At 74.9% G+C, this 26,747-nt stretch carries 26 protein-coding genes; 14 read left to right on the top strand and 12 right to left on the bottom strand.

The window, feature by feature from the left end; translation table 11 throughout:
* Nucleotides 1-15 precede the first annotated feature (15 nt).
* Genes AA0005_RS01965 through AA0005_RS01920 form a run of 10 tightly spaced genes read left to right on the top strand, consistent with a single transcriptional unit; the run spans nt 16 to nt 12,425 of the window.
* Nucleotides 16-1,710 carry a carbamoyltransferase gene (locus AA0005_RS01965; RefSeq protein WP_413451750.1) on the top strand — a complete coding sequence of 565 codons (1,695 nt, stop codon included), beginning with the start codon at nt 16-18 and terminating at the stop codon, nt 1,708-1,710.
* Complete coding sequence (locus tag AA0005_RS01960; RefSeq protein WP_413451749.1) at nt 1,707-3,221, top strand: HAD-IIIA family hydrolase; 1,515 nt, start codon at nt 1,707-1,709, stop codon at nt 3,219-3,221. Before AA0005_RS01965 ends, AA0005_RS01960 begins: the two co-directional genes overlap by 4 nt.
* Nucleotides 3,218-4,285, top strand: coding sequence for a glycosyltransferase family 9 protein (locus AA0005_RS01955; protein ID WP_413451748.1), 1,068 nt, complete (start codon nt 3,218-3,220; stop codon nt 4,283-4,285). Before AA0005_RS01960 ends, AA0005_RS01955 begins: the two co-directional genes overlap by 4 nt.
* Entirely contained in the window at nt 4,282-5,241 is a 960-nt protein-coding gene (locus AA0005_RS01950; RefSeq protein ID WP_413451747.1) for a glycosyltransferase, read from the top strand. The genes AA0005_RS01955 and AA0005_RS01950 overlap by 4 nt, the downstream gene beginning before the upstream one ends.
* Complete coding sequence (locus AA0005_RS01945) at nt 5,238-6,461, top strand: glycosyltransferase (protein ID WP_413451746.1); 1,224 nt, start codon at nt 5,238-5,240, stop codon at nt 6,459-6,461. Before AA0005_RS01950 ends, AA0005_RS01945 begins: the two co-directional genes overlap by 4 nt.
* Nucleotides 6,458-8,581, top strand: coding sequence for a PfkB family carbohydrate kinase (locus tag AA0005_RS01940; RefSeq protein ID WP_413451745.1), 2,124 nt, complete (start codon nt 6,458-6,460; stop codon nt 8,579-8,581). Before AA0005_RS01945 ends, AA0005_RS01940 begins: the two co-directional genes overlap by 4 nt.
* Nucleotides 8,578-9,273, top strand: a complete 696-nt coding sequence (locus AA0005_RS01935) for an SDR family oxidoreductase (RefSeq protein ID WP_413451744.1) — start codon at nt 8,578-8,580, stop codon at nt 9,271-9,273. Before AA0005_RS01940 ends, AA0005_RS01935 begins: the two co-directional genes overlap by 4 nt.
* Entirely contained in the window at nt 9,264-10,229 is a 966-nt protein-coding gene (locus AA0005_RS01930; RefSeq protein ID WP_413451743.1) for a glycosyltransferase family 9 protein, read from the top strand. Before AA0005_RS01935 ends, AA0005_RS01930 begins: the two co-directional genes overlap by 10 nt.
* A 55-nt stretch (nt 10,230-10,284) precedes the next feature.
* Entirely contained in the window at nt 10,285-11,895 is a 1,611-nt protein-coding gene (locus AA0005_RS01925; RefSeq protein WP_413451742.1) for an AlkA N-terminal domain-containing protein, read from the top strand.
* Nucleotides 11,892-12,425: a methylated-DNA--[protein]-cysteine S-methyltransferase gene (locus AA0005_RS01920; RefSeq protein ID WP_413451741.1), complete on the top strand. Its 534-nt coding sequence runs from the start codon at nt 11,892-11,894 to the stop codon at nt 12,423-12,425. The genes AA0005_RS01925 and AA0005_RS01920 overlap by 4 nt, the downstream gene beginning before the upstream one ends.
* A gap of 2 nt (nt 12,426-12,427) precedes the next feature.
* Here AA0005_RS01920 and AA0005_RS01915 read toward each other — a convergent pair whose 3' ends face one another.
* From AA0005_RS01915 to AA0005_RS01900, 4 genes are all read right to left on the bottom strand, one after another.
* On the bottom strand, nt 12,428-13,411 hold the full coding sequence (locus AA0005_RS01915; RefSeq protein ID WP_413451740.1) for an FUSC family protein: 984 nt from the start codon (nt 13,409-13,411) through the stop codon (nt 12,428-12,430).
* Nucleotides 13,412-13,558: 147 nt separating this feature from the next.
* The gene (locus AA0005_RS01910; protein ID WP_413451739.1) at nt 13,559-14,521 is read right to left on the bottom strand and encodes a UDP-glucuronic acid decarboxylase family protein; all 963 of its coding nucleotides are present in this window, start codon (nt 14,519-14,521) and stop codon (nt 13,559-13,561) included.
* A complete protein-coding gene (locus tag AA0005_RS01905) occupies nt 14,518-15,429 on the bottom strand; it encodes a glycosyltransferase family 2 protein (protein ID WP_413451738.1) in 912 nt (303 codons plus the stop codon). Before AA0005_RS01905 ends, AA0005_RS01910 begins: the two co-directional genes overlap by 4 nt.
* Nucleotides 15,430-15,491: 62 nt before the next feature.
* Nucleotides 15,492-16,676: an MFS transporter gene (locus AA0005_RS01900; RefSeq protein ID WP_413451737.1), complete on the bottom strand. Its 1,185-nt coding sequence runs from the start codon at nt 16,674-16,676 to the stop codon at nt 15,492-15,494.
* A gap of 89 nt (nt 16,677-16,765) precedes the next feature.
* Between AA0005_RS01900 and AA0005_RS01895 the strand changes: the two genes are divergently transcribed.
* Both AA0005_RS01895 and AA0005_RS01890 read left to right on the top strand, forming a co-directional pair.
* Nucleotides 16,766-16,990 carry a LapA family protein gene (locus AA0005_RS01895; protein WP_413451736.1) on the top strand — a complete coding sequence of 75 codons (225 nt, stop codon included), beginning with the start codon at nt 16,766-16,768 and terminating at the stop codon, nt 16,988-16,990.
* Nucleotides 16,991-17,068: 78 nt separating this feature from the next.
* Nucleotides 17,069-17,530 (top strand): SRPBCC family protein, encoded by a 462-nt coding sequence (locus AA0005_RS01890; protein ID WP_413451735.1) that lies wholly within the window; start codon nt 17,069-17,071, stop codon nt 17,528-17,530.
* A gap of 101 nt (nt 17,531-17,631) precedes the next feature.
* Here the strand turns inward: AA0005_RS01890 and AA0005_RS01885 are convergent, their stop codons facing one another.
* Nucleotides 17,632-18,609 carry an MsnO8 family LLM class oxidoreductase gene (locus tag AA0005_RS01885; protein ID WP_413451734.1) on the bottom strand — a complete coding sequence of 326 codons (978 nt, stop codon included), beginning with the start codon at nt 18,607-18,609 and terminating at the stop codon, nt 17,632-17,634.
* A 74-nt stretch (nt 18,610-18,683) separates the two neighbouring features.
* Between AA0005_RS01885 and AA0005_RS01880 the strand changes: the two genes are divergently transcribed.
* Together AA0005_RS01880 and AA0005_RS01875 are read left to right on the top strand one after the other, a co-directional pair.
* Nucleotides 18,684-19,667, top strand: a complete 984-nt coding sequence (locus AA0005_RS01880; protein ID WP_413451733.1) for an NAD(P)/FAD-dependent oxidoreductase — start codon at nt 18,684-18,686, stop codon at nt 19,665-19,667.
* 25 nt (nt 19,668-19,692) lie between these two features.
* Nucleotides 19,693-20,094, top strand: coding sequence for a hypothetical protein (locus AA0005_RS01875; RefSeq protein WP_413451732.1), 402 nt, complete (start codon nt 19,693-19,695; stop codon nt 20,092-20,094).
* On the opposite strand, the gene AA0005_RS01870 is transcribed toward AA0005_RS01875, so the two are convergent.
* The 7 genes from AA0005_RS01870 to AA0005_RS01840 form a co-directional block, all read right to left on the bottom strand.
* The gene (locus AA0005_RS01870; RefSeq protein ID WP_413451731.1) at nt 20,091-20,225 is read right to left on the bottom strand and encodes a hypothetical protein; all 135 of its coding nucleotides are present in this window, start codon (nt 20,223-20,225) and stop codon (nt 20,091-20,093) included. The two genes, AA0005_RS01875 and AA0005_RS01870, sit on opposite strands and share 4 nt — an antisense overlap.
* 83 nt (nt 20,226-20,308) lie before the next feature.
* The gene (locus tag AA0005_RS01865; RefSeq protein WP_413451730.1) at nt 20,309-21,001 is read right to left on the bottom strand and encodes an NADPH-dependent F420 reductase; all 693 of its coding nucleotides are present in this window, start codon (nt 20,999-21,001) and stop codon (nt 20,309-20,311) included.
* A gap of 76 nt (nt 21,002-21,077) precedes the next feature.
* Nucleotides 21,078-21,752, bottom strand: a complete 675-nt coding sequence (locus AA0005_RS01860; protein ID WP_413451729.1) for a PH domain-containing protein — start codon at nt 21,750-21,752, stop codon at nt 21,078-21,080.
* A 59-nt stretch (nt 21,753-21,811) separates the two neighbouring features.
* On the bottom strand, nt 21,812-22,756 hold the full coding sequence (locus tag AA0005_RS01855; RefSeq protein ID WP_413451728.1) for a PfkB family carbohydrate kinase: 945 nt from the start codon (nt 22,754-22,756) through the stop codon (nt 21,812-21,814).
* On the bottom strand, nt 22,749-24,119 hold the full coding sequence (locus AA0005_RS01850; protein ID WP_413451727.1) for a hypothetical protein: 1,371 nt from the start codon (nt 24,117-24,119) through the stop codon (nt 22,749-22,751). Before AA0005_RS01850 ends, AA0005_RS01855 begins: the two co-directional genes overlap by 8 nt.
* 60 nt (nt 24,120-24,179) lie before the next feature.
* Nucleotides 24,180-25,208: an ABC transporter permease subunit gene (locus tag AA0005_RS01845; protein WP_413451726.1), complete on the bottom strand. Its 1,029-nt coding sequence runs from the start codon at nt 25,206-25,208 to the stop codon at nt 24,180-24,182.
* The gene (locus AA0005_RS01840) at nt 25,205-26,728 is read right to left on the bottom strand and encodes a sugar ABC transporter ATP-binding protein (RefSeq protein WP_413451725.1); all 1,524 of its coding nucleotides are present in this window, start codon (nt 26,726-26,728) and stop codon (nt 25,205-25,207) included. The genes AA0005_RS01845 and AA0005_RS01840 overlap by 4 nt, the downstream gene beginning before the upstream one ends.
* Nucleotides 26,729-26,747 lie beyond the last annotated feature (19 nt).

Here is a 26,747-nt window from a genome sequence, read left to right as displayed (position 1 = left end):
CCCAGGAGGCCAGGTATGCGAGTTCTCGGCGTCAACGCGCTGTTCCACGACCCTTCCGCCACCCTCGTCATCGACGGGAAGGTGGTCGCAGCGGCGGAGGAGGAGCGCTTCAGCCGGCGCAAGCACGGCAAGCGCCCGGTCCCGTTCTCAGCGTGGGAGCTGCCGGAGCTCTCGATGCGCTGGTGCCTCAAGCAGGCGGGCCTGGAGCCCAAGGACCTCGACGCCGTCGCCTACTCCTTCGACCCCTCCCTCGCCCGCCCGGCGCACGAGATGGGCCTGGACGACCCGTGGGACCACCTGCGCCTCACCTACGCCGAGCGCGCCCCGCAGTTCCTCGCGGCCGCGCTGCCCGGGCTCGACCCCGAGAAGGTCGTCTTCGTCCCCCACCACGTGGCCCACGCGGCCTCCGGCGCCCTCGCGTCCCCGCACGCGAGCTCGAGCGTCCTCGTCCTCGACGGCCGCGGCGAGCACGCCTCCCATCTCGCCGGCCGCTACACGAAGGGGAAGCTCGAGACCCTCGCCGGGCAGCAGCTCCCCCACTCCCTCGGCCTGCTCTACGAGTCCCTCACCGAGCACCTCGGCTTCCTGCGCTCCTCCGACGAGTACAAGGTCATGGCCCTGGCCTCGTACGGCAAGCCCCGCTTCCTCGAGGAGCTGCGCGAGACGATCCGCGCCACCGACGACGGCGGCTTCCTCGCCCCGGTCCCGGACTGGTCGCAGTGGGTGGAGCCACGCATCGACGACGGCACGTGGGGCGGCCCCCACGCCGACCTCGCCTGCTCGGTCCAGGCGCGCCTCGAGGAGGTCCTCGTCGACCTCGCGAACTGGTTGCACGCGCAGACGGGCGCCATCGCGCTGACGATGGCCGGCGGCACCGCGCTCAACTGCGTGGCCAACTCGCGCATCTGGCGCGAGACCCCCTTCGAGGACGTGTGGGTCCAGCCGGCCGCCGGGGACGCCGGCACCTCCCTCGGCGCCGCCCTGCAGGTGGCGGCGGACCGCGGTGCTGAGCCGCGCCCCATCGCCGGCGCGGACCTGGGCCGGGCGTGGACCGACGACGAGCTCGCCCAGTGGCTGACGACGGCGAAGGTCCCCTTCACCACCCCCGACGACCTGCCCGAGCAGGTGGCCGAGGTGCTCGCCGGCAACGGCGTCGTCGCCTGGTTCGACGGCCGCAGCGAGTTCGGCCCGCGCGCCCTGGGCCACCGCTCCCTGCTGGCCCACCCGGGCCTGGAGGAGAACCTCGAGCGCATCAACGACGTCAAGGGCCGCGAGCAGTTCCGCCCGGTCGCGCCGATGGTCCTCGCCGACCGCGCCGAGGAGATCTTCACCGACGGCCCGATCCCCAGCCCGTACATGCTCTTCGTCCACACCGTCCGCCCCGAGTGGCGCGACCGGATCCCGGCCGCCGTCCACGTCGACGGCACCGCGCGCATCCAGACCGTGCACCCCGAGCGCCAGCCGCGCCTCGGTGCGACGATCGCGGCCTTCGCCGAGCGCACCGGCCTGCCCGTCGTCATCAACACGAGCCTCAACACGGCCGGGCGCCCCATGGTCGACGACCCGCGTGACGCCCTCGAGCTCTTCGGCTCCGCGCCCGTGGACCTCCTCGTCCTCGGCCCCCACCTCGTGCGCCGCTCCCAGCTCTTCGCCGCCCACGAGGCGGCCGGGGCAGCGGTCGCCGACGACGCGCCGGTGGCGGTCGCGTGAGCGACTACACCGTCGTCCTGCCGACGGTCGGCCGCCCCTCCCTCCGGGAGGTGCTCACCGACCTGCTCGGGCAGGACGGGCCGGCGCCCGCGCGGGTCCTGCTCGTCGACGACCGTCCCCTCGACCAGGCCGAGCCGCTCGACCTGCCCGCGGGCGACGTCCCCGTCGAGGTGCTGCGCTCCGGGGGACGCGGACCCGCCGCCGCCCGCAACGTCGGCTGGCGGGCCGCCACCACCGAGTGGGTGGCCTTTCTCGACGACGACGTCCGTCTCCCCGCGGACTGGGCCACCCGGCTGGCCGCGGACCTCGCGGCCGTCGGGCCCGAGGTGGGCGCCACCCAGGGCCGCATCACTGTGCCGCTCCCGCAGCACCGGCGCCCCACCGACTGGGAGCGCAACACCGCGGGACTCGAGACGGCGCTGTGGGCGACGGCGGACATGGCCTACCGCCGCACCGCCCTCGCCGCCGTCCACGGCTTCGACGAGCGCTTCCCGCGCGCCTACCGCGAGGACGCCAACCTCGCCCTGCGGGTGACGCAGTCCGGCTGGCAGCTGGTCCGCGGCGAGCGCGAGATCACCCACCCGGTCCGCCCGGCCGACGACGCCGTGAGCCTGCGCATGCAGGCCGGCGCCGCCTCCGACGCGCTCATGCGGGCGCTGCACGGGCCGGGCTGGCGCGAGATCGGCGGGACCGGCCGCGGGCGCTTCCGCTGGCACGTCGCGACCGTGGCCGCCGGGACCGCCGCCGCACTGCTCGCGGCCGCCGGGCGGCGCAAGGCGGGCGGCGCGGCCGCCGCCGCGTGGGCCGGCCTCACCGTCGACTTCGCGGCCCGCCGCCTCGTGCCCGGGCCCCGCCCCGGCGAGGAGGGCTGGGCCGCGGAGTGGAAGCGGATGGCGTGGACGAGCGTCGCGATCCCCTGGGCCGCGGTCTGGCACCGCCTGCGCGGCACGGTGATGTTCCGCGACGTGACCGCGTGGCCCCCGCCGGTGCGCGCCGTCCTCCTCGACCGCGACGGCACGATCGTCGAGGACGTCCCCTACAACGGGGACCCCGAGCAGGTCCGGCCGGTCGCCGACGCCCCGGAGTCGCTGCGGCGTCTGCGTGCCGCCGGCCTGCGCATCGGGATGGTGACCAACCAGTCCGGCGTCGCGCGCGGCCTCATCACCGTCGACGACGTCACCCGGGTCAACGAGCGGGTCCAGGACCTTCTCGGCTCCTTCGACGTCGTCGAGCACTGCCCGCACGGGCCGGAGGACGGCTGCACCTGCCGCAAGCCCGGCCCCGGCATGGTGCTGCGCGCCGCCCGGGCGCTGGACCTCGAGCCGCACGAGTGCGTCGTCGTCGGGGACATCGGCGCCGACGCCGCGGCCGCCCGCGCGGCCGGGGCCCGTGCCGTTCTCGTCCCCACGCCGGTGACGCGCGCGGAGGAGGTCGAGGCGGCCGAGCACGTCGCCGACGACCTGGGCTCCGCCGTCGACCTCGTCCTCGCGATGGCGGGTGAGGAGCGGTGAGCACCCTCGCCGTGCGCCTCGACAACGACGGCGACGTCCTCCTCACCGGGCCCGCCGTCCGGGCCCTCGCGGCCCACGACGACGTCGACCTTCTCGCCTCCCCCACCGGCGCGGCCGCCGCCCGGCTGCTGCCGGGGGTGCGCGACGTCCTCGTCGTCGCGGCGCCGTGGTCCGGGTACCGGCCCCCGGCCGTGGACCCGGAGGCGATCGAGGAGCTCGTCGCGACGCTCGCGGCCCGCCGCTACGACCGCGCCGTCATCTTCACCTCCTTCCACCAGAGCCCGCTGCCGATGGCGCTGCTCGCCAAGATGGCGGGGATCGGGCACGTCGCCGCGACGAGCGTCGACTACCCCGGCTCCCTCCTCGACGTGCGCCACCAGCGCCCCGAGGGGCTGCACGAGGTCGAGGCCGCCCTCGACCTGGCCCGTGCCGCCGGCGCCGAGCTCCCCGCCGGCGACGACGGTCGCCTCGCCGTCCGCCGCCCCCTCCCTGACGTCAGCCCCCTCCTCCCCGGAGAATCCAGCTCTCGGCGACAGGGTCAACACCGCGCCGACAGCAGAGCTGTTCCTGGCGCCGGGCGGGGGTACGTCGTGCTGCACGCGGGGGCGTCGGTGCCGGCGCGGGCGATCGCGCCGGAGCACGCCCGGGACATCGCCGAGGCGCTCGTCGCGGCCGGGTGGGACGTCGTCGTCACCGGCGGGCCGAACGAGCCCGCACCGGCGGTCGGGCCCGGCATCCACGACCTCACCGGCCGCACCGACCTGCCCCAGCTCGCCGCCGTGCTCGACGGCGCCGCGTGCGTCGTCGTCGGCAACACCGGCCCCGCCCACCTGGCCGCCGCCGTCGGCACCCCCGTCGTCTCCCTCTTCTCCCCGGTCGTGCCCGCCGAGCGGTGGGCGCCCTACGGGGTGCCGACCGTCGTGCTCGGCGACCAGCTCGCCCCCTGCGCCGGCACCCGCGCCCGGGAGTGCCCGGTGGCCGGCCACCCGTGCCTCACCGGCATCCGTCCCCAGCAGGTCGTGGACGCCGTCGCGTCCCTCGTCCCCCAGGAGGTCCTGGCGTGAAGGTCGCCATCTGGCACGTCCACGGGTCCTGGCTGACCCCCTTCGTCACCGGCCCGGACGAGTACCTCATCCCCGTGCTGCCCGACCGCGGGCCCGACGGCCTGGGCCGCGCCCGCACGTGGGACTGGCCGCCCAACGCCCGTGAGCTCAGCCCGGCGCAGCTGCGGGAGGAGGGCTGCGACGTCGTCGTCCTCCAGCGGCCCCACGAGATCGAGCTCTTCGAGGAGTGGACCGGCCTGCGCCCGGGACGCGACGTGCCCGCCGTCTACGTCGAGCACAACACCCCCCGCGGCGACGCCGTCGCCACCCGCCACCCGCTCGCTGACCGCGACGACATCCCCGTCGTCCACGTCACCCACTTCAACGCCCTCGTGTGGGACTGCGGACGCGCGCCGACGACGGTCATCGACCACGGTGTCCTCGACCCCGGGTACCTGTACACGGGCGAGGAGGAGCGGGTCGGCGTCGTCGTCAACGAGCCGGTGCGCCGGTGGCGGGTCGCGGGGACCGACGTCGTCCTCGACCTGTCCCACACCGTCCCGCTGTCCGTGTACGGGATGGGGATGGACGCGCTGGAGGAGAAGGCCCCGCACCTGGCCGGCCACCTGCACGAGGACGTGCGGCAGTCGGAGATGCACCCGCTGCTCGCCCGCCAGCGCGCCTACCTGCACCCCTACCGGTGGACCTCGCTCGGGCTCTCGCTCATCGAGGCGATGATGCTCGGCCTGCCCGTCCTCGCGCTGGCCACGACGGCCGCGCCCGAGGCGGTCCCGGCCGACGCCGGCGTCGTGTCCGCCGACCCGCGGGTGCTGGAGCAGGCCGCGCTGCGCTGGCTCGCAGACCCCGCCGAGGCACGCGAGCGCGGGCAGGCCGCCCGTCGCCACGCCACCGAGGCCTTCGCCGTCGACCGCTTCCTGGCCGACTGGCAGTCGCTGTTGAAGGAGGTAGTCCGATGAGGATCGCGATGGTGTCGGAGCACGCCAGTCCGCTGGCGGTGCTCGGCGGAGAGGACGCCGGCGGGCAGAACGTCCACGTGGCCGCGCTCGCGACGGCGCTGGCCCGACGGGGGCACGACGTCGCCGTCTACACCCGCCGCGACGACCCGGACCTGCCCGAGCAGGTCGAGATGCTGCCCGGCGTCCAGGTCGTCCACGTGCCGGCCGGGCCGGCGCGGGTGCTGCCCAAGGACCAGCTGCTGCCCTACATGCCCGAGTTCGGGCAGTGGCTGGCGCGGCGCTGGGCGCAGGGCCCGCGGCCCGACGTCGTCCACTCCCACTTCTGGATGTCCGGGCTCGCCGCCCTCGAGGCGGCCGAGCACGTGCCCGTGCCGGTGGTCCACACCTTCCACGCCCTCGGCACCGTCAAGCGCCGCCACCAGGGCGCCAAGGACACCAGCCCCGCCGGCCGCATCGCGGCGGAGACGCGTGTGGGCACCGAGGCGGACCTCGTGGTGGCGACGTGCAGCGACGAGGTCGCCGAGCTCGAGGCCATGGGCATCGACCGCTCCCGGGTGCGGGTCGTGCCCTGCGGCGTCGACGTCCAGCTCTTCAGCCCCGACGGCGAGGTGCTGCCCCCGCGTGGCGACCAGCCCTTCCGGCTGCTGTCCGTCGGGCGGCTCGTCGAGCGCAAGGGCGTCGAGACGGTCATCGCCGCACTCCCGCTGCTGCCCGACGTCGAGCTGCTCGTCGCCGGAGGCCCGGACCAGTCCCGTATCCACACCGACCGCGAGGCGGTGCGGCTCCACACCCTCGCCGAGGAGCTCGGCGTCGAGGCCCGGGTTCGCTTCATCGGCTCCGTGCCGCGCACGAGCATGCCTGCCCTCATCCGCTCGGCGGACATCGTCGTCGCGACCCCCTGGTACGAGCCCTTCGGCATCGTCCCGCTCGAGGCCGCGGCCTGCGGGCGCCCGCTCGTGGGCAGCGCCGTGGGCGGGCTCCTCGACTCCGTCGACGACGGCGTCACCGGCGCCCTCGTCCCTCCGCGCGACCCCGACGCGCTCGCCGCGGCCATCACCCGGCTGCTCGTCGAGCCGGAGCTGCGCACCCAGTACGGCGAGGCCGCCCGGGTCCGCGCCGAGGAGCGCTTCAGCTGGGAGCGCGTCGCGGCGGCGACCGAGGCCGCCTACGCCGAGGTCCGCGCCGCGCGCCTCCCGACCGCGAAGGTGGCGAGCGCATGAGCACCCAGGACTGGATCGACGAGCACCGCGCCGAGCTCGACTCCGCGATGGGCTTCCTCCAGGACCACGCCGGCACGATCGAGGCGTGGGCGGCGGACCTCGCCGGGCGGCTGTCCGGCGGGGCCCGGCTGCTGGCCGCGGGCAACGGGGGCAGCGCCGCGGAGGCGCAGCACCTCACCTCCGAGCTCGTCGGCCGCTTCCTCCAGGACCGGCGCTCCTTCTCGGCGATCTCGCTGTGTGCGGAGTCCTCGACCGTGAGCGCCATCGTCAACGACTACGGCGCCGAGGAGATGTTCGCCCGCCAGGTCGAGGGCCACGGGCGCCCCGGTGACGTCCTCGTCCTGCTCTCCACCTCCGGCACCAGCCCCAACGTCCTGCGCGCCGCCGAGCGCGGCCGGGCCCTGGGGCTCACCGTCTGGGGGCTCACGGGCCCGGCGCCCAACGCGCTCGCCGAGCTGTGCGACGACGCCCTGTGCGTCGACGCGCCGTCGACGGCGGCCGTCCAGGAGGGCCACCTCGTCGCGATCCACGCCCTGTGCGCCGCCCTCGACCGCCACCTCGGCGTCGGGGAGGAGTCCGGCTCCCGGCGCGAGGAGCGTCCGGAGGAGTCCGGCTCTGGGCGCGAGGAGGGGCCGGCCCCGCGCGAGGACGTACACCTGCGCAGACAGCCGGATTCCTCCGCCCCGCACGTCGTCGTGGTCGGGGACGTCGTCCTCGACGCGGACGTCGACGGCGAGGTCGAGCGCCTCTCCCCCGACGCCCCCGTGCCCGTCCTCGACGTGCGCTCCACCCGGTACAGCCCCGGCGGCGCCGGGCTCGCCGCGCTGCTGTGCACCGGCCGGGTCACCCTCGTCGCGCCGATCGCCGACGACGAGCACGGCGACCGTCTCGTCGCCGACCTCGGCGAGCAGCTCACCGTCCTGCGCCTGCCCCACGAGGGCGGCACCCGCCGCAAGACGCGCGTGCGCAGCGGCGGCCAGTCCCTCGTGCGCGTGGACGACGGCGGCCCCGGCACCCCCGGCGACGACCTCCCGCTCGCGGAGATCGAACGCGCCTTCGCGAGCGCCGACGCCGTCCTCGTCTCCGACTACGGCGCCGGCACCACGCGCCACCCCGAGCTGCGCCGCCTCCTCACCGCGGCCGCGCGCCGCACCCGCGTCGTGTGGGACCCCCACCCGCGCGGCGGCGAGCCGGTCCCGGGCGCGGTGCTCGTCACCCCCAACCTCAGCGAGGCGCGCGGCGCCCTCGAGCGGCCCGACGCGCCGGCCGACGTCGCCGCGGCGGCCCTCCGCACCGCGTGGCAGGCCCGCGGGGTGTGCGTGACCGCCGGTGCGGACGGCGCGTTCCTCGCCGCGCACGACGACGAGACGATCTACGTCCCCGCCGTCGCCTCCCACGGGGGCGACCCGTGCGGAGCGGGTGACCGCTTCGCCGCGAGCGCCGCGAGCGCGCTGGCCGCCGGGGCGCTGCTCTCCGAGGCGGTCGAGGCCGCCGTCGCCGACGCCTCCGCCTGGGTCGCCGCAGGCGGGGCGGAGGGCTTCCGCAGCCGCCGCCGGCCCGCCGACGCGCCCGCCGAGGAGGCCCCCGCCGGGCCCGCCGAGCGAGGCAACGTCCTGCAGGCCGAGCCGCAGGCGCTGCGCGAGCTCGCCACCCGGCTGCGCGGGGACGGCGCGACGGTCGTCGCCACCGGCGGCTGCTTCGACATCGTCCACGCCGGCCACGTCGCGACCCTCCAGGCCGCGCGCCGGCTGGGCGACCGGCTCGTCGTCCTCATGAACTCCGACGCCTCGGTCACCCGCCTCAAGGGCCCCGGCCGGCCGGTCGTGCCCGCGGCCGACCGCGCCAAGGTGCTCGAGGCGCTCGACTGCGTGGACGCCGTCGTCGTCTTCGACGACGACGACCCGCGCGGCACCCTCACCCACCTGCGGCCCGACATCTGGGCCAAGGGCGGGGACTACGGCGGCCGGCCGCTGCCGGAGACGGAGGTCGTGCAGGCGCACGGCGGCCGAGTCGTCCTGCTGCCCTACCTGGGCGGCCGGTCGACGACATCCATCATCCACCGCTCCGAGCAGGCCGCCCAGGCCGCGGAGCACGCACGCTCAACGGGAGGAGCCAGGTGAACGACGCACGCGAGGTAGGGACGGTCTACGTCACCGGAGGGGCAGGCGGCCTGGGGGCCGCCGTCGTCGAGGCGGTGGCGGCGGCGGGCGGACGCCCGGCCGTCATCGACCGGGTCGCACCCGCCGGGGACGTGCCGCACGTCGTCGCGGACCTCAGCGACTGGGACGCCGCGACGGCGGCCGTCGCCTCGCTCGTCGAGCAGGTCGGGCCGCCGACGGCGGTCGTCACGGCGGCCGGGACCGACGCGTGCGGGCCGATCCTCGAGATCGACCCGGCGGACTGGCGGCGGGTCATCGACGTCAACCTGCTCGGGACGGTCGCCGTCGTCCGCGCCGCCCTGCCCTACCTCGAGGAGCGCCGCGGGACGGTCGTCACCGTCTCCTCGACGCTCGGCCTCAAGGGCGCCGACGCCGCGACGGCCTACTCGGCCTCGAAGTTCGCGATCCGCGGCTTCTCCCAGGCGCTGGCGGCCGAGTACGCGGGGCGGGTGGGCGTCACCTGCCTCGTGCCCGGCGGGATGAGCACGAACTTCTTCGACGGCCGCGACGAGCGCTTCAAGCCGGCCCCCGACCAGGACCTCAACGACCCGCGCCACACGGCGGGCACCGTCATCACGGCGCTGCGCCAGCCGGTGGGCTGCGAGATCCGCGAGATGCTCGTCATGGCCTCCGGCGAGCCGTCGTGGCCCTAGCGGGTCTCGGGCCCGGCGACGTCCTCGTCCTGCGGGCGCTCGGCCTCGGTGACGCGCTCACCGGGGTCGCCGCGCTGCGCGGGGTGCGGCGGGCGTGGCCGGGCCGGCGGGTCGTCCTCGCCGGGCCGGAGGGCATCGGCGGGTGGTTCGTGCGGCTCGGGCTCGTCGACGCCGTCGTCCCCACCGCGGGGCTCGACGAGCCGCTCGCCGTGGGCGGGGCCGGCGGGCACGTGGCGGTCAACCTCCACGGCCGGGGGCCGCAGAGCCACCGGCTGCTCGCCGCGACGATGCCCTCCCAGCTCGTCGCCTTCGCCTGCGCGGAGGCCGGGCACCCGGCGTCCGTGGCGGACGTCGCCCCGGAGTTCCGGGACGGCGAGCACGAGGTGGCGCGCTGGTGCCGGCTGCTCGCCGCCGCGGGCGGGGACTGCGGACCGGAGGACCTGCGCCTGCCGGTGGAACCGGCGGAGGGTGTGGCGGACGCGGTCCTCCTCCACCCCGGGGCGGCCTCCGGCTCGCGCCGCTGGCCGGCCGAGCGGTGGCACGAGCTGGCCCGGCGGCTGACCGCCGCCGGGCACCGGGTGCTCGTCACCGGCTCACCCGCGGAGGCGGGGCTGTGCGCGGAGGTGGCCGGCGACGTCGCCACCTCCGTGGCCGGTGAGCACGACGTCCCCGGCCTGGCCTCGCTCGTGGCCGGCGCCCGTCTGCTCGTGTGCGGCGACACGGGGGTCGCACACGTGGCAACGGGCGTCGGCACGCCCTCGGTGCTCCTCTTCGGGCCGACCCCGCCGGCGGCGTGGGGCCCGGCGGTCGACACCGAGCGGCACGTCGTCCTGTGGCACGGCGACGGGACGGGAGACCCGCACGCCGCGGAGCTCGACCCGGCCCTGGCCGCGATCACGGTCGACGAGGTGGAGGCGGCGGTGTCCGGCCTCCTGGCGCTCCAGCCCGCTCGCTGACGGTGCGGTCCGAAAACCGCCAGACGTGGTGAGCGCCAGGCGCTGTACTGGAGCCATGACCGTCACCCGCGACCGCTCGGGCACACAGCCCCGCTCCGTGTGCTCGCCGGGCGACCCGCTCTTCGCGGAGCGCTACCGGGCCATCGCCGCCCGCGACACGAGGTTCGACGGCCAGTTCTTCACGGCCGTGTCCTCCACCGGCATCTACTGCCGGCCCTCGTGCCCCGCGCGCACCCCGCGCCAGGAGAACGTCACCTTCTACCTCACCTCGGCGGCCGCCCACGCGGCGGGCTTCCGGGCGTGCAAGCGCTGCCTGCCGGAGGCGACGCCGGGCACTCCCGAGTGGGACCTGCGCGGTGACCTCGCGGGCCGGGCCATGCGGCTGATCTCGGACGGCGTGGTCGACCGCGAGGGCGTGGACGGGCTCGCTGCGCGGCTCGGGTACACCTCGCGCCACGTCCACCGTCTCCTCGTCGCGGAGCTCGGGGCGCCGCCGCTCGCGCTCGCCCGGGCGCGGCGGGCCCAGACGGCGCGGGCGCTGCTCACCGGCAGCGACCTGCCGATCGCCGACGTCGCCTTCGCCGCCGGCTTCGCGTCCCTGCGCCAGTTCAACGACACCGTCCGCGAGGTGTTCGCGACCACCCCGCGGGAGCTGCGGGCCCGGTCCGGCGGCACCCGTGCGGCACGGGCGGCGGAGCACGACGCGCCGGTCCGCCTCGAGCTCGACCTGCCCGTGCGCCAGCCCTTCGACGCCCACGGGGTGTTCGGCTTCCTCGCGGCCCGCGCCGTCACCGGGGTGGAGGTCGCCGAGGTGCCCGACGCCGGACCCCTGCGCTACGCCCGCACACTCACCCTGCCCCACGGGCCGGGCGCCGTCGAGATCGTGGCCGGCCCGTCCCGCGCGGGATGGACGCTGCGGGCGCGGCTGGAGCTCACCTCCCTCGCGGACATGGCCACCGCCGTCGCGCGGGTGCGGCGGATGCTCGACCTCGACGCCGACCCGGCCGCCGTCGACGCCGCCCTGGCCGCGGACCCCGCGCTCGCACCGCTCGTCGCGCGCACGCCCGGGATCCGGGTCCCCGGGGCGGTCGACCCGCACGAGCTCCTCGTCCGGGCGGTCGTCGGGCAGCAGATCTCCGTCGCCGCCGCCCGCACCCACCTCGGTCGCCTCACCGCCGTGGCGGGCTCGCCGTACGCCTCCGCCGTAGCGGGCCTCGACCGGCTGTTCCCGACCCCGACCCAGGTCGTCGACCGCGTCCCCGCCCCGGTGCCCGGCGAGCCGCCCGACCCCGACCGGCCGCTGCGGCTCCCGGGCCGGTCGGTCACCACCGTCCTCACCGCCGCCCGCGCGCTCACCGACGGGTCGCTCGACGTCCACGTCGGGGCCGACCCCGAGGCGCTGCGGGCCCAGCTGCTCTCCCTGCCCGGGATCGGGCCGTGGACCGCCGCCTACGTCGCCATGCGCGTGCTCGGCGACCCCGACGCCTGGCTCGCCGGCGACGTCGCCCTCGTCGCGGGGGCACGCGCCGCGGGCGTGCTCGAGGAGGGCCTGCCGACCCCGGCCGCCCACCGGGTCCTGGCCGAGCGCGCCGGCAGCTGGGCCCCGTGGCGCTCCTACGCCGCCATGCACCTGTGGCAGGCCACCACCCCCAAGGAGTCACGATGACCACCACTCGCTGGGCGACCGTCGACACCCCCGACGGCGCCTTCACCGTGCTCGCCGCCGCCGACGGCGTCCTCGCCTCCGGGTGGACCGACGACGTCGCCTCCCTCGTCCCGCTCGTCCACCCCTCGCTGCGACCGGGACCCGACGACGGCCCCGCCACGGACGGCGACGCGCTGGAGCGCGCCCTCGACGCCGTCGGCGCCTACTACGACGGCGACCTCGCCGCCCCGAGCCGAGTTGCGGTGCGGCAGCGGTCGGGCCAATTCCAGGGGCACGCCTGGGACGTGCTGCGCACGGTGGCCGCGGGCGAGCGGATCACCTACACCGAGTACGCGGCCCGGGCCGGGCGGCCGGCGGCGGTGCGCGCGGCCGCCGCCGCCTGCGCGGCGAACGCCGCGGCCCTGTTCGTCCCGTGCCACCGGGTGCTGCGCTCGGACGGCAGCCTCGGCGGATTCCGCTACGGGCTGGCCGTCAAGGCGCGCCTGCTCGAGCGCGAGGGCTTCCACCCGGCCGGGCCCACGCTCTTCTGACCTCACGCCCGAGGGGCGACGCGCTGCGCGTGCGACGCCTCCTCGGCCACCTCCCGCGCCTCCGCCGGCAGCAGCCGGCCGAGCACGGTGAGCAGGGCGGCGGCCGCGACGCCGAGCACCCCCGCCGCGACGGCGGCGCCGAGCCGCGTGCCGGCGGCACCGGACTCCGCCGCCGGGTCGAGGAGGAGCAGCACGGCGGTGGTCGACAGCGTCGTCGAGAGCCACATCGGCCGGGTGAGCACGAGGCACAGGTACAGCGCGAGAGCGGCGACGGCGGGTGGGGGCACCGGCGCCCAGGCCCCGAGCGCCACGCCGGCCACCGCCCCCAGCAGGGTGCCGACGACGCGGTGCGCGGCGCGTCGCGGCAGGATCAGCTCTGCGGAGGGCAGCACGAGGAGGAGGAGCGCGGCGGGCACCCACGCCCCGAACGGGCTGTCGGAGGCCTGGGCCAGTCTCGCGGCGACCGAGACGGCGGCCGCGCACACCACCGCCGTCACCACCGCCTGCGGCCAGGTGAGGCGGCGGCCCGGGATCACCGCGGGGACGCCGAGCGCACGGGCCACGACGACGGTGTACAGGCCGACGACGGCGACGACCACCAGCCGGGCCCACGGCACGCCGTCGGGCGCCGGCGGGACGCCGATGGTGATGAAGCCCGCGATGACGGCGGGGGCGGCGAGCCCGGCACGGGTCGAGAGCCCGACCGCCGCGCCGAGCGCGCCGGCTAGCCACGGCCACGCCGGGGTCCCGGCGGTGAGGGAGCCGAGCACGGTGCCGACGACCAGCACGGGCACCAGGGCGAGTGTGCGCCGCCACCCGGCGTTGAGGGCGCAGACGAGGCCGAAGGCGGCGACCAGCACCGCGGGAGTGAGGAGCGTGCCGTCACCCCACGGCACCATGGCGAGGATCGGCAGGCCGATGGCCAGCACGAGGACCACCGCCGCACCGCGGAGGCGGCTGCCGAGGGAGGGCGTCGACTCGCCCATGCCCGCAGCGTAGCCACGCCGCGGTGGTGGGGGAAGGGCCGCGAACTCCTCCGGCGGCCGCTGCCCCGACGTGAGGTCCGAGGGTGCCGGCACGCCGCCACTCCCGGAGAGTCCTGCTGTCGGCGAAAGGGGGGTGGGGGCGGTGGGTCAGGCGGACTTGCTGAGGGCGGCGGCGAACCAGTCGACGGTGCGCTGCAGCCCCTCCTCCCAGGACACCCGCGGCTCCCAGCCGAGCTCGGTGCGCGCGAGCGTCGTGTCCGGGCGGCGCACCTCCGGGTCGTCGACCGGCCGCTCGACGAAGTCGATGCGCGAGCGCCCCCCGGTGGCGGCGACGACCGCCTCGGCGATCTCGAGGACGGTCCGCTCCTGCGGGTTGCCGATGTTGACCGGCCCGGGGTGACCGCTGCGGGCGAGGGCGAGGATCCCGGCGACGAGGTCGTCGACGTAGCAGACCGAGCGGGTCTGGCTGCCGTCGCCGGCGACGGTCAGCGGCTCACCCGCCAGACCCTGGCGGATGAAGGTCGGGATGGCGCGGCCGTCGTAGGGCCGCATCCGCGGGCCGTAGGTGTTGAAGATCCGCACGATCCCGGTGTCCACGCCGTGCGCGCCGCGGTAGGCGGTGACGAGGGCCTCGGCGTAGCGCTTGGCCTCGTCGTAGACCCCGCGCGGGCCGATGGGGTTGACGTGGCCCCAGTAGGTCTCCGGCTGCGGGTGGACCTGCGGGTCGCCGTAGACCTCGGAGGTCGAGGCCTGGACGAAGCGCGCGCCCTTGTCCCGCGCCAGGCGCAGCGCCCGCTCGGTGCCCACCGACCCCACGCGCAGCGTCTCGATCGGCAGCTCGAGGTAGTCCACGGGCGAGGCCGGGGAGGCGAAGTGGAGAACGAGGTCGACGTCGCCGCGCACGTGCATGTTCTCGGTGACGTCGCAGTGGACGAGCTCGAAGCCCGGCCGCTGGGCGAGGTGCGCGACGTTCCCCGGCGCACCGGTGAGGAAGTTGTCCAGCGCCACGACCTGCCAGCCGTCGTCGAGCAGGGCCTCGCACAGGTGGCTGCCGAGGAAGCCCGCCCCTCCGGTGACGACCGCCCGACCGCTCCGCTGCACTGCCCTCATCGCTGTCCTTCCTCTCGGTGTCCTGCGCTGGTGAGTACGGGGGCGCAGCGGAGCAGCTCCGCCTGCGCGACCACCCGGTCGGAGACCGGGCGACGACGGCGCAGCGCCGCCGGCAGGTCCGGCAGCGCGTCCCGGACGCCCGCGCGCTGCACGGGCCCCTCGGCGACCGTCCGCCGCAGCCGGGCAAGGGCGTGCCGCGCGGGCAGCCGCATGGCGCCGGTGAGAACGGCGGAGCGGGCGAGCGCCCGGCGGCGGGTGTCGGCCGAGCCGCGCACCGGCGAGGGGTGGTGGTGGGCGACGACGTCGTCGAGGTAGCTCAGGTGCCAGCCGCGGTCGGCGAGGTCGAGGGCGAGGCGCTCCTCCTCCCCGGGGAAGCGGACGACGTCGTCGAAGCCGCCCGCCTCGAGGAAGGCCTCGCGCCGCACGACGGCGCCGCAGGCGATGAAACCGAGGAGCGGGGCTCCCGGCAGACCGGGGACGCCGGGCAACGGGGAGGCGGCCATCTCGGCGCACGTCGGGTCGAGGCGCTCCTCGGGCCCGACGAGGATGCGCGCGCCGATGAGCCCGAGGCGCGGGTGGGCGGCGAGGTGCTCGGCCGCGGTCGCGAGCGACCCCGGCGCCCACCACGAGTCGTCGTCGGCGAAGGCGACGAACGGGGTGCGGGCGCGCCGCACGCCGAGGGTGCGGGCGTAGGCGCCGGCGTTGCGCGCCAGGCGCACGACGTCGACGTCCGGGAACCGGGCGCTGACGGCGTCGGCGCTGCCGTCGGTGGAGGCGTTGTCCACGTAGACCACATGGGCCCGGTGGCGGCCGAGGGAGCGCAGCAGCTCCTCGCGGCGGTTGTGGCTGACGACGACGACGCTCACGCGCTCGTCCTCGACCTCTCGCCGGCCGGTGGCCTCCGTCACGCCTGCTCCTCTCGACGCCCCTCAGCATGGGGTGGTCGGGTGGGCGGCGCACGCCGAGCGGCTCAGCGCTCGCGGAGCAGGGCCAGCGGCAGGGTGAGAAGCGAGACGGCCGCGGCGACGAGCAGGGCGGTGGGGAAGGAGCTCCCGGCGGCCACCGCCCCGACGACGACGGAGCCCAGCCCGGTCCCGGCGTCGAAGCCGATGTTCCACACCGCGCTGGCCGAGCCGTAGTGCTGGCGGCGCACCGTACGGAAGGAGAGGACGAGCGTGAGGTTCTGCAGTCCGCCGTAGCTCGTGCCGACGAGCACGGCGCCGAGCAGGAGCGGGAGGACGGCGGTGGCCTGCGGGTCGCGCACCGCCCAGGCGACGACGGCCATCCCGGCGACGGTGAGGAGGACGAGCGGCCACAGGTAGGGCCGCGGCCCGCGACGGTCCGCGAGCGCCCCCACCCGCCAGCGCGCGAGGGCGGCCGCCACCGTGAGGAGGAGCAGCGCCACCGTGCTGAGGGCGGCGCTGCTGCTCATCTGGGCCATGAAGGTGAGCAGCGCGCCGCCGGCGAGGGTGACAGCGAGCAGCAGGGCCATGGGCCGCAGCAGCCGCAGGTAGGGGGCGCGCTCGGTCGGTGCGGGGACGTGGTCGAGCCGACGCGCGAGGACGACGGCGGGCACCGCACCGAGGGCGGGCAGCGTCCCGAGGGCGAAGACCAGCCCGTAGCCGAGCTGCTCGACGATCCACGGCCCCGCGGACAGGAGGAGGACCTGCGGCCCGGCGATCGCCAGTCCGTAGGCGCCGATGGCCGCGCCGCGGCGCTCCGGCTCGACGAGCTCGGCGACGAGCGCGCTGCCCGTCACCGTGACGACGCCGAAGCCCAGCCCGCGCACCGCGGAGACGGCGAGCACGGCCGCCAGGCTGTCGCTGAGCCCCAGGGCCGCCGAGGGCAGCCCGAGCAGCAGCGTCCCCGCGGCCAGCACCGGCGCCCAGCCCAGGCGCCGCAGCGCCGTCGGCACGACGAGCTGGGTGAGGACGGTGAACAACATGAGCACGCCGTTGACGAGCCCCGCCCCCACGGACCCGGCGCCGCCGTGCACGGCCCACAGCGGAGCGACGGGCAGCAGGGCGGCGTAGCCGGAGAAGGCGAGGACGGTCATCGCGACGAGCAGCGGCATACCCGGCGCGCGCCACACCGAGCCGCCCGTGCTCCGGGGCGCGGACGGTGACGGGGGCGGCGTGGCAGGCAGGCTGGACATGTCCGCAGGCTAACCGCGGCACTCCCTCCGCTCGCCCGCCGGCGCCGGTGGCGCCACAGTGGGGAGCGTCCCCGAGCGGAAGGACCGACATGAGCACCGAGACCCCGCGGACCGGACGGGTGGAGCCCTCGACCTGGGTGGGACTGGCCCTGGCCGTCGTCGCCATCGCCTTCGTCGTGCAGAACCGGGGCGAGGTGCGCATCGAGCTGTTCTGGGTCAGCGTCGGCGCCCCGATGTGGCTCGTCCTGCTTGTCATCTTCCTCGTCGGCTGGGCGGTGGGGGCGCTCGTGCGCCGTCGTCGTGCGCGTCGCTGAACCGCCCACCGGTGGCAGGGCCCGGAGCCCGCTGGTAGGCAGGGACGTCCACCGTCACCACGTACGAGGAGGCAGCAGATGAGCCAGGTTCAGGAGTCGATCGACGTCGACGTCCCGGTGAGCACCGCCTACAACCAGTGGACCCAGTTCGAGTCCTTCCCCCAGTTCATGGAGGGCGTCGAGTCGATCACCCAGGTGACCGACACGCTCAACCGCTGGGTGACGACCGTCGGCGGGCAGCGCCGGGAGTTCAACACCGAGATCACCGAGCAGCACCCCGACGAGCGCATCGCCTGGCGCAGCGTCGGCGGGGACGTCCACCACGCCGGTGTGGTCACCTTCCACCGGCTGAGCGACACGACGACGCGCGTGATGATCCAGATCGACTGGGAGCCCTCGGACGCCAAGGAGAAGGTCGGCTCCGCGCTCGGCTTCGACACCCGCCAGGTCAAGGCGGACGCGGCCCGCTTCAAGGAGTTCATCGAGAAGCGCGGCGTCGAGAGCGGCGGCTGGCGCGGCGACGTCGACAACCCCAGCTAGAGCCCCCGTCCCAGCCCCACTCACGCCGACAGCCGGATTTCGCCAGGCGGAATCCGGCTGTCGGCGCGTGTGGGGGCAGTGTGCGGGTGAGGGGAGCCTCGTCAGGCGGCCGCGACGGCGGCGATGAGGGCCTCGTCGGCGTGGGCGAGCTCCTCGCGGTCGTAGGTGGAGGTCGAGGCCATGACCTCGGCGGCACCGGTCCGCTCGACGAGGGCCGCGAGCGCCACCCCGACGGCGGTGGGCGTGCCGTACAGCGCCGAGGAGAGGAAGCCGGCGATGGTCTCGCGCTGCTTGCCGGTGGGCTCCCGCCCGCGCACGGCGTCGACCGGCTCGAGCGGCGGGAACGCCCCCGTGGTGCGCGACTCGGCCATCGCCCACGCCTCGGGCAGCAGGAGGTTGCGGGCGTGCGTCGTCGTGCGGGCGACCATGACCTCGAGGCTGATGACGACGTAGGGCTCGGGGCAGGACTCGCTGGGCCGGAACTCGCGGCGGTAGCGGGCGATCGCACCGCCGTCGTCCGACAGCGCCGGGCCGCCGACGACGACGGGCAGTCCCGCCCGCGCCGCCACCTCAAGGCCGCGGCCGGTGGCCAGGACGAGCACCGGCGGCGGCTCGGCGACGACGGGCATCGCCGTCACCGGCCCGCGCCCGGCGAGGAAGTCCCGCAGGGCCGCGAGGTCGGCGACGAAGTCCTCGGTCTCGTAGCGGGTCGTGCCCAGGGCCTCCCGGACGGGGGCGGTGAACCCGAGGGACCGGCCCACGCCGAGGTCGACGCGCCCCGGGTGCAGCGCCTCGAGCACCCCGAACTGCTCGGCGACGACGATCGGGCGGTGGTTGGGCAGCATGACCCCGCCCGAGCCCACCCGGATCCGTTCCGTCCGGGCGGCCACCGCGGCGGCGAGCACCGCCGGCGCGCCGCTCGCGATGCCGGGCACGGCGTGGTGCTCGGCCACCCAGAAGCGGTGGTAGCCCAGCGCCTCCGCCCGCTGCGCCCGCTCGACGGTCGCGTGCAGCGCCGCGGCGTGGTCCTCGCCCACCCGGGTGCGGGAGCGGTCGAGGAGCGAGAGGCGGAAGGTCATTGCACCGAGGTTAGGACGGTCACCCGCTCGCGTCGCGGGATGCCGCACGGGCCCCGGGACCGCACAGTGGGGGGATGACCGACCCAGACCTCCGCGACGTCGTCGTCATCGGCGCCGGCCCCGCCGGCCTGTCCGCCGCCCTCGTCCTGGGACGGGCGCGCCGCTCGGTGACGGTCGTCGACGCCGGCCGGCCGCGCAACGCCCCCTCCCCGTCCCTCCACGGATTCCTCACCCGGGACGGCGACTCGCCGGCCGACTTCCTCGCCGCCGCCCGTGAGGAGGTGCGCGGCTACGGGGTCGAGCTCGTGGAGGACGAGGCGAGCGCCGTCGTCGTCGAGGACGCGCAGGCGCCCACCCTGCGGGTGGAGCTGGCCGGCGGGACCAGCATGCGAACCCGCCGCGTCGTCCTGGCGAGCGGCATCGTCGACGAGCTGCCGGACGTCCCGGGCCTGGCCGAGCGGTGGGGCCGCGAGGTCCTGCACTGCCCGTACTGCCACGGCCACGAGGTGCGCGACCGCCCCCTCGTCGTCTTCGCCGGCAGCACCGAGGGCGCGGTCCACCAGGCGCTGCTGCTGCGGCAGTGGTCGGCCGACGTCACCGTCGTCGTCCACGACGCCGGCCCGGTCGACGACGACGACGCGACCCTCCTCGCGGCCCGCGACGTCCGGGTGGTGCCGGGGAGGGTGCGGGAGGTGGTCGACGGCGCGGACGGGACCACCGCCGTCGTGCTCGACGACGGCACCCAGGTGGCGTGCGGCGCGGTCTTCGTGGCCCCGCGCTTCCGGCTCAACAGCGGCGTGCTCGCCGGGCTGGACGCGCGCACCGTCACGAGCGACATGGGCACGGCCCTGGAGACGGACGCCGAGGGCCGCACCTCGGTGCCGGGGGTGTGGGCGGCGGGGAACGTCGTCGACCTGTCCTGCCAGCTGCTCGGCGCCGCCGAGCTCGGCTCACGGGCGGCGATCGGTATCAACGGCGAGCTCGCGCTCGCTGACGCACGCGCCGCCGTCGCCGCCCGGCGCCCCGGTGGCGGAAAGGCGCAAGGTACGGTGCAATAGCGGGCACTTCCGTGGAGGGAGTGCCATGCCGCGCTACGTCATCGGGGCCGACGTCGCGCTCGAGCTCGGCCTGCGTGCGACCCGCCCGGGCAAGGGGGCGCACCTGCTGGCCCCGACGCTCATCCGCTCGCAGATGCTCTCCTGTCTCTACCGCGGCGTGCGGGCGGGACGGCTCACCACGCAGGACGCCCAGGCCTGCTTCGACCACGTGCGCAGCCTACGGATCCGCGTGCTCGGTGACCGGGTGCTGCTGCGGGCGGCGTGGAACGTGGCCGAGCGCATGTCGTGGGAGGACACGGCGACGGCGGAGTACGTCGCGCTCACCCAGCTGCAGGCCGACGCCTTCGTCACCCTCGACGAGGAGGTGGCGCGCGAGGCCGCGCGGGCGGTGCCCGTGGCGACGCTGGAGCAGCTGCTGTCCTCCTAGAGGTGCTCCTCGGGCTCGCCCTCGAGCTCCAGCCGCAGGCGCGCCTGGTCGATCTCGTACTGGGCGCTGACCTTGTCGCGCCAGGAGCTGGTGCGCTTGGCGGCTGCCTGCTGCTCGAGCTCTGTCGTCATGACGCCTCCCGGGCTCCGCCGGCGCCGTGCCGGCCGATACCAGCAGGTATCGGCCGGACCGGCGGGGATGTGAGGCGTTGGCGCTACATGTCCCGGTAGCGCTTGGCAGAGGCGAGCGCCTCCTCGATGACCGCGACCGGGGCCGGCCGGCCCTTCCAGTCCGGGTACTCGGTGCCGGGGACGACGTAGACCATCCCGTAGGCGGGGGTGTCGCGCTGGAAGCGCCAGCCCTCGGCGAGCGGTCCGGCGTCGACGACGTCGAAGCCGAGGGAGTCGATGAGGGCGGTGGCCTCGGCATTGGCGGCGGTGTCGTCCCCCGCGATCGGCAGGGCCGAGCGGTCCGGGCTGCCGGCGGGGCGGGCCAGCTCCGGGATGTGCATGAAGTTGATGTTGTTGAAGGCCTTGACGACCTGCGACTCCGACAGGTGCTCCTGGAGCATCTCGCTCACCGTCGTCGACTCGTCGTCGAGCTCGGCGATGTGGCCGTCGCGCTCGAAGTAGTAGTTGTTCGTGTCGATGACGACCTTGCCGCGCAGCGGCTCGACGGGCACGTCCCGGTAGGCGGTGAAGGGGACCGTCACGACGACGACCTCGCCTGCCTCGGCCGCCTCCTGCGCCGTGGCCGCCCGGGCGTTCGGGCCGAGCTTCGCGACGAGCTCGGAGAGCGTCTCCGGGCCGCGGCTGTTGCTCAGGACCACCTCGTGCCCCGCGGCGACCGCGAGACGCGCGATGGCGCTGCCGATGTGTCCACTGCCGATGAGTCCGATCGTTGTCATGCGCGCTGCAACCGCGGCGTGTGTAGGGGCATTCCCCGTTCGGCGTGTCGTCGGCGTGATCGCAACTTGCGCACGGTCAGCCGGCTGGCTGCTGCCCGATGCGCTCGGCGATGAGGTCGTGGACATGCGCGAGCGGCTCGCGCGTGCTCGGCACCCCGACGGTGCGCCCGTCGCGCAGCTCCAGCTCGAGGCGGGTGCTCCAGTCGACCCGGCTGGGGATGTCGCCGCGGACGGCGGCGATGTCGGCGTAGGGGATGCGGCGGGTGCGCACCGCGTGGCGCAGGACGAGCTCGGTGTCGCGCAGCTCGACCCGCTTGGGCCGCAGCATGGTGAGGAGGAACGCCAGCGGGACGGCGGCGGGCAGCAGCGACACGATGCTGCCGTGGCCGCGGGTGAGCGTGAGCCACGACGCGGCGGCGAGCCCGGCGAGCGCCAACGTCAGGATCACCCACTCCCAGCGCCGGACCTTCGGGCCCAGGAGCACGCGCGGCTGCTCGTGAGGATCGGTCCCCATGCCGGCAGCCTGCCAGGTGTGCTCGCCCGCCGCTCGGCCGCTCAGTCGTTTAGCGCGTCGGGCCGGGTCCTCCCCGGCCTTCTTGAGCGCGCGGACGCCGGAACGCCCCTGGCCGAGGTGGGACAGCAGTCGCTCGGCGACCTCCGGCGGCAGTGCCGGGTCCTGCCGCCGCCAGCGGCGCCCGTCCACGACGAGCCAGCGCCCGGGTCCACGCCTCGTGTCACCGCCGTCCTCCACCTGGTCATGATGACGTGGGCGGAGACGGCCTGCCGGGTGAAGACGGGCGCTGTCCGGCGTCAGACCGACCTCTCGGCGACGAGGCCGCCCAGCTCGGCGAGGTCCGGCGGGTGGGCGCCAGGACGGGCCACGGTGATGGCAGCGGCACGCGCGGCCCGTTCGAGAACGGCGCGCACGCCCTCGGGCGACCGGTCGCGGAGCCGCGCGCGACCGCCGACACCGAGGAGTCGTGCAGCACTGAGGCCGTCCAGCAGGGCGGACATGAACGAGTCTCCGGCCCCGACCGTGTCGGCGACCGTGGCCGGGACGGCGGCCACCTCGACGGCACCGTGGCCCGTCACCGCGACGACGCCCTCGTGACCTTTGGTCACGACGACGAGCGCAGGTCCGCGTCCGAGCCACCTGCGCGCTACGGCGAGCGCCTCGTCGTCGGGGTACAGCCACCGCAGGTCCTCGTCGCTCGCCTTGACGACGTCGCTTCGCGAAACCAGCCACTCCGCCCTCTCCCGGGCCTCCTCACGAGCGCCCAGGAGGGCGGGCCGGACGTTGGGGTCGAAGCTCACGGTGGAAGAGCCGCGGAAGCGCTCGACGACCTCCCGGACCGCAGCGGCGCCGGGCTCCACGAAGGCTGCGACGGACCCCACGTGGACATGCTGCGGCGCGCCGATGTCGGGGACGCCACGCAGCTCCCACCGGATGTCGAAGGCGTAGGACGCGGACCCCGACGAGTCCACCGTTGCCCACGCTCGTGACGTCCCGTGCTCACAGCTGACGTCCGGCACCATGACGTTCGCGGTGGCGAGGTGGTCGCGCACCACAGCGCCGTGCGCGTCGTCGCCTAGCTCCGTGACGAGGATGACGGTGCGAGCGAGCAGCCCCAGCCCGTACGCGACGTTCATCGGACCACCGCCCGGGTGCGTGTCCGGTTCCTCGGCCGCGTCGTCGACGATGTCGACAAGGGACTCCCCGACGACGAGGAAGTCCACCGGACCGGGCTCAGCCACGAGCGGGCTCCTCCACGACCGCCACCTCGGGGGATGTCTCGAGCTGGTCGGCGAACGCCGTCCAGCCGTCCGGCGCGGGCCGCCACCCGGTCTTGATGTCCGCTCCGACGGGGAGCTCAGGGCACTCGTTCTCGCTGTTGCTGCCCCAGTTGACCCAGCCGGACTGACGTCGCTGGACGATCTGGAAAGCGCCGCTCGGCACCGAGGTCCACCACACCATCGTCCGCCCGGTGCCGGAGTGGTACTCCGCCGTCTTGCTCGCCGCTCCCGGGAAGATCGTCTCGTGGGACGCGCTGGAGACGTCCACCGGGTCGTCCGAGATGATCCACGGGCGGTCCACGTCGTCGGCGAGGACGTGCGAGGCCGACCGGACACGGGCGAGCCGGTCGCGGATCTCGTCGTCGTCGAGCGCCTTTTCCCAGACGCAGAAGAGTCGCCAGTACAGGTCCCAGTGAGCCGACTCGAGGTCCCCGGTGAGTTGCTCACGGAACCGCGCAAAGGTATCGCTGGTGGCTGTCGAGTCGCGCACGGTCTCGGAGACCATGTCGACCAGCTGGTGGGCATAGGGGTCCCCGGCGCGATACCGCGTACCACCGGCGGTGTCGAACCTGTCGAAGACGAGCTCTCCTGCCCCGCCCTCGAACTCGTCCCCCACGGTGATCTTGTTGGTCACCGAGCGCCCGTTGATCACCGTCCGGAAGTCCTCGACGTCGTACTTGCGCTGGAAGAACGGCGTGCCGTAGGTGAACACCCAGTCGATGGCGAACCGCTTGCCACGGAGCTCCGGAAGGAGGCCGTCGGGGACGGTGCCGTGCATCCGGTAGTGGTGGAGGACCGGTCCGCGCTCGACCACCTCGATCTCGACCGTGGTGTGTTCGGGCGGGTTGATGAGCCCGTTTTCCGGGGTGAAGAAGGGCCCGTAGAAGCCACCGATGGCGTTGTTCCCCGAGGGCAGGAGATCCACGCCGTCAGCCGTGGCAGCGAAGTGGCGCAGCCCCCACTTCGAGGACCCCTCGCCCTGGGCGGTTCCGCGGCACAGCTCGAGGTCGAAGCACCCCGTGTCGAGGCGCACGAAGGCGTCCGTCTCGCGGGCGGGCAGCTCGACGATCCCGGGTGCGGAGGCGGGGTCGGCAAGGGGGCCGTCGAGTGTCAGCGTGGTGCTGCCCTCGAAGGTGACCGTCGCCGCGAACGTCGTCCGGGTGGAGTCGCTCCGCGTGGCCAGACGTTGGCAGATCACCTCGTTCCCGTCCGCCGCGGTGGCTTTCCAGACGTCGCCGCTCAGTGCCTCCGGGACGGAGAAGATGATCGGCTCGCAGGTCCGGGCGCCGGGGAGCGGGTCGGTAACGGTGACAGTGATGGGCACGAAATGGTCCTTTTCTTGCTGGTGCGCGCGTCCGCGCGCGGGAAGTTCCGGCGGTCGGCCTCAGGCCGCGGAGGGAGCGCGCCGTAGACGCAGCGGACGGTGCTTCAGGCTGTCGATGACGACGGCCAGGATGATGACGGCACCCTTGATGAGCAGCTGGGTGAAGAAGGGGACATTCATGAGGATCAGTCCCGTGGTGAGGACGCCGAGGATGACCGACCCGATGAGCGTGCCGATGATGCGGCCCCTGCCCCCCATGAGGCTCGTGCCACCCAGCACGACGGCGGCGATCGCGTCGAGCTCGTAGCCGTCGCCGGCCGTGGGCTGGGCAGAGACGACGCGGGCCGCGAAGATGATGCCCGCCAGACCAGCGCACGCCCCGGCGATGACGTACACCGACGTCGTCACGGCCTTGACGTTGACTCCCGCCAGGCGGGCGGCCTCGCTGTTGCCGCCGACGGCGTAGACGTGCCTCCCGTACCGGGTCCGCTCGAGCAGGAACCACGCAGCGAGGTACACCACCGCCATCACGACGACGGGGGCAGGGATCCCGGCGATGTACCCGTTGCCGATGTCGCGGAAACCAATGGTGTTGTCGACGATGGGCTGCCCACCGGTCATCGTGTACGCGAGCCCTCGCCCGAAGGTCATCGTGCCGAGCGTGACAATGAAGGCCGCGAGGGAGAGATAGGCGGTCAGAGCACCGTTGACGAGCCCCATGACAGCTCCGGCGAGGACGCCGAGCACGACCGCCAATGGGGTGGGTGCTCCGGAGATGGCGGTCATGACCGCGACCACCCCGCTCACGGCGACGGTGGAACCGACCGAGAGGTCGATGCCGGCCGTGATGATGACGAAGGTCATCCCGGCAGCCAGGATGGCGTTCACCGAGATCGACCGGGCCACATTCATGAGGTTGTCGACGGAGGCGAAGTTGGGTGCGATGACCGCCATGAGCGCGACGAGCGCGATCAGGACGACCAGGATGCCCACCCGGTCCCACCAGTATGCGAAGTCGAACCCGCGGCGGGACATGGCCTGCTGGCCCGCCTCGGTGGCGGCGTTGTCCGCCACGTCGGTGTGGGTCATCGAGCTACTCCATTCGTTTCTGCCACGGTGCCGGTGGCGTGGAACATGACGTCTTCTTCGGTGGCATGCACGGAGGGCATCTCGTGCACGACGCGCCCGTGGCGCATGACGAGGACCCGATCACTGATGCCAATGGCCTCGGGGAGGTCGGAGGAGATCACGAGCACGGCCTTCCCGCGGTCGCACAGCTCGTTCACGAGGGCGTAGATCTCCGCTTTCGCCCCGATGTCGACCCCGCGTGTGGGCTCGTCGAGGATCACGACGTCGGAGTCACGCATGAGCCACCGGGCCAGGACTGCCTTCTGCTGGTTTCCGCCGGAGAGCGCGGCCACGGGCAGTCGGAGGGCGCTGTCGCGCAACCGCAGCCGCGCCATCTGCCCACGCACAGCACGCCGGATACCGGGCCGGTTCAAGTGGCCCAGGCGGGTGTAGCGGCCCAGGGAGCTGATGGACACGTTCTCCTCGACGGTGTGCGTCAGAAAGAGCCCTTGCTCCTTCCGGCTCTCGGGGACCATGGCAATCCCGCTGTCGATGGCCGCCCGCGGGTTGCGCGGGTTGACGACCCTGCCGCGGACGCGCACGCGCCCACCCCGTCGGGGGTCGGCCCCGAAGATGACTCTCGCGATCTCGGTACGCCCCGATCCGATGAGGCCGGCCAGGCAGACGACCTCACCGGCCTGGACGGTCAGGCTCACCGGCCCGACACCGTCGCCGACGAGGTCCTCGACGGCGAGCAGGACGTCGCCCGGACGCCGTGCCTCGTGCTGGTACAGGTCGTCGAGGGGCCGGCCGACCATCATCCGGACGACGTCGGACGGGCTGATCTCCGCCTTCTCACGAGTCCCGACGTACGTCCCGTCACGGAAGACGGTCACGCGGTCGGCGAGCGCCCACACCTCCTCCATGCGATGGGAGATGTAGATGAGCGCGACACCCTGGGCGCGCATCTCGTGGATGATCCGGTACAGCTGCTCGGACTCCCCTCGGGAGAGGGCGGCGGTGGGCTCGTCGAGGACGACGACCCGAGCGTCCTCACTCACCGCTCGCGCGATCTCGACCATCTGCTGCATACCGACACTGAGCGTGCCAAGCTCACGACGGGGGTCAATGTCCGACCCGATCCGCATGAGCTTGTCCCGAGCTGCTCGGACCATGCCGCGTCGGTCGAGCATCCCGGTCCGCGTGGTGAGCTCCTGACCGAGGGCGAGGTTCTCGGCCACCGTCATCGCGGGAACGGTGTTGAGCTCCTGGTGGATGATCGCGATGCCGTGCCGGCGGGCGTCCGCAGGAGAGCGGATCTCGATCTCCTCCCCGTCCAGGAGGATGCGTCCGGCGTCGCGCTGCACGTTGCCGGCGAGGACCTTCATGAGCGTGGACTTGCCGGCGCCGTTCTCGCCCATGAGGGCGTGGACCTCGCCGGCGCGGAGGTCGAAGTCCACGCCGTCGAGGGCGAGCGTGCCGCCGTATCTCTTGGTGACGCCCTGCAGCTTCAGGAGCGGTGTCGGTGTGCGGTCGTTCATGGTCTCCTCATCCCGGGGC

The organism is Georgenia phoenicis (genome assembly GCF_047302425.1).
Classification (GTDB): domain Bacteria; phylum Actinomycetota; class Actinomycetes; order Actinomycetales; family Actinomycetaceae; genus Oceanitalea.
This window is presented reverse-complemented; position numbering and strand designations above follow the sequence as displayed.

Bases quoted from the DNA above. Each gene is read 5' to 3' on its own strand.
- AA0005_RS01840 (WP_413451725.1), bottom strand. From the start codon at position 26,728: ATGAACGACCGCACACCGACACCGCTCCTGAAGCTGCAGGGCGTCACC.
- AA0005_RS01885 (WP_413451734.1), bottom strand. From the start codon at position 18,609: ATGACCTTCCGCCTCTCGCTCCTCGACCGCTCCCGCACCCGGGTGGGC.
- AA0005_RS01895 (WP_413451736.1), top strand. From the start codon at position 16,766: ATGAGCACCGAGACCCCGCGGACCGGACGGGTGGAGCCCTCGACCTGG.
- AA0005_RS01865 (WP_413451730.1), bottom strand. From the start codon at position 21,001: ATGACAACGATCGGACTCATCGGCAGTGGACACATCGGCAGCGCCATC.
- AA0005_RS01845 (WP_413451726.1), bottom strand. From the start codon at position 25,208: ATGACCCACACCGACGTGGCGGACAACGCCGCCACCGAGGCGGGCCAG.
- AA0005_RS01910 (WP_413451739.1), bottom strand. From the start codon at position 14,521: ATGAGGGCAGTGCAGCGGAGCGGTCGGGCGGTCGTCACCGGAGGGGCG.
- AA0005_RS01870 (WP_413451731.1), bottom strand. From the start codon at position 20,225: ATGACGACAGAGCTCGAGCAGCAGGCAGCCGCCAAGCGCACCAGCTCC.
- AA0005_RS01945 (WP_413451746.1), top strand. From the start codon at position 5,238: ATGAGGATCGCGATGGTGTCGGAGCACGCCAGTCCGCTGGCGGTGCTC.
- AA0005_RS01915 (WP_413451740.1), bottom strand. From the start codon at position 13,411: ATGGGCGAGTCGACGCCCTCCCTCGGCAGCCGCCTCCGCGGTGCGGCG.
- AA0005_RS01940 (WP_413451745.1), top strand. From the start codon at position 6,458: ATGAGCACCCAGGACTGGATCGACGAGCACCGCGCCGAGCTCGACTCC.
- AA0005_RS01965 (WP_413451750.1), top strand. From the start codon at position 16: ATGCGAGTTCTCGGCGTCAACGCGCTGTTCCACGACCCTTCCGCCACC.
- AA0005_RS01880 (WP_413451733.1), top strand. From the start codon at position 18,684: ATGACCGACCCAGACCTCCGCGACGTCGTCGTCATCGGCGCCGGCCCC.
- AA0005_RS01920 (WP_413451741.1), top strand. From the start codon at position 11,892: ATGACCACCACTCGCTGGGCGACCGTCGACACCCCCGACGGCGCCTTC.
- AA0005_RS01900 (WP_413451737.1), bottom strand. From the start codon at position 16,676: ATGTCCAGCCTGCCTGCCACGCCGCCCCCGTCACCGTCCGCGCCCCGG.
- AA0005_RS01875 (WP_413451732.1), top strand. From the start codon at position 19,693: ATGCCGCGCTACGTCATCGGGGCCGACGTCGCGCTCGAGCTCGGCCTG.
- AA0005_RS01925 (WP_413451742.1), top strand. From the start codon at position 10,285: ATGACCGTCACCCGCGACCGCTCGGGCACACAGCCCCGCTCCGTGTGC.
- AA0005_RS01890 (WP_413451735.1), top strand. From the start codon at position 17,069: ATGAGCCAGGTTCAGGAGTCGATCGACGTCGACGTCCCGGTGAGCACC.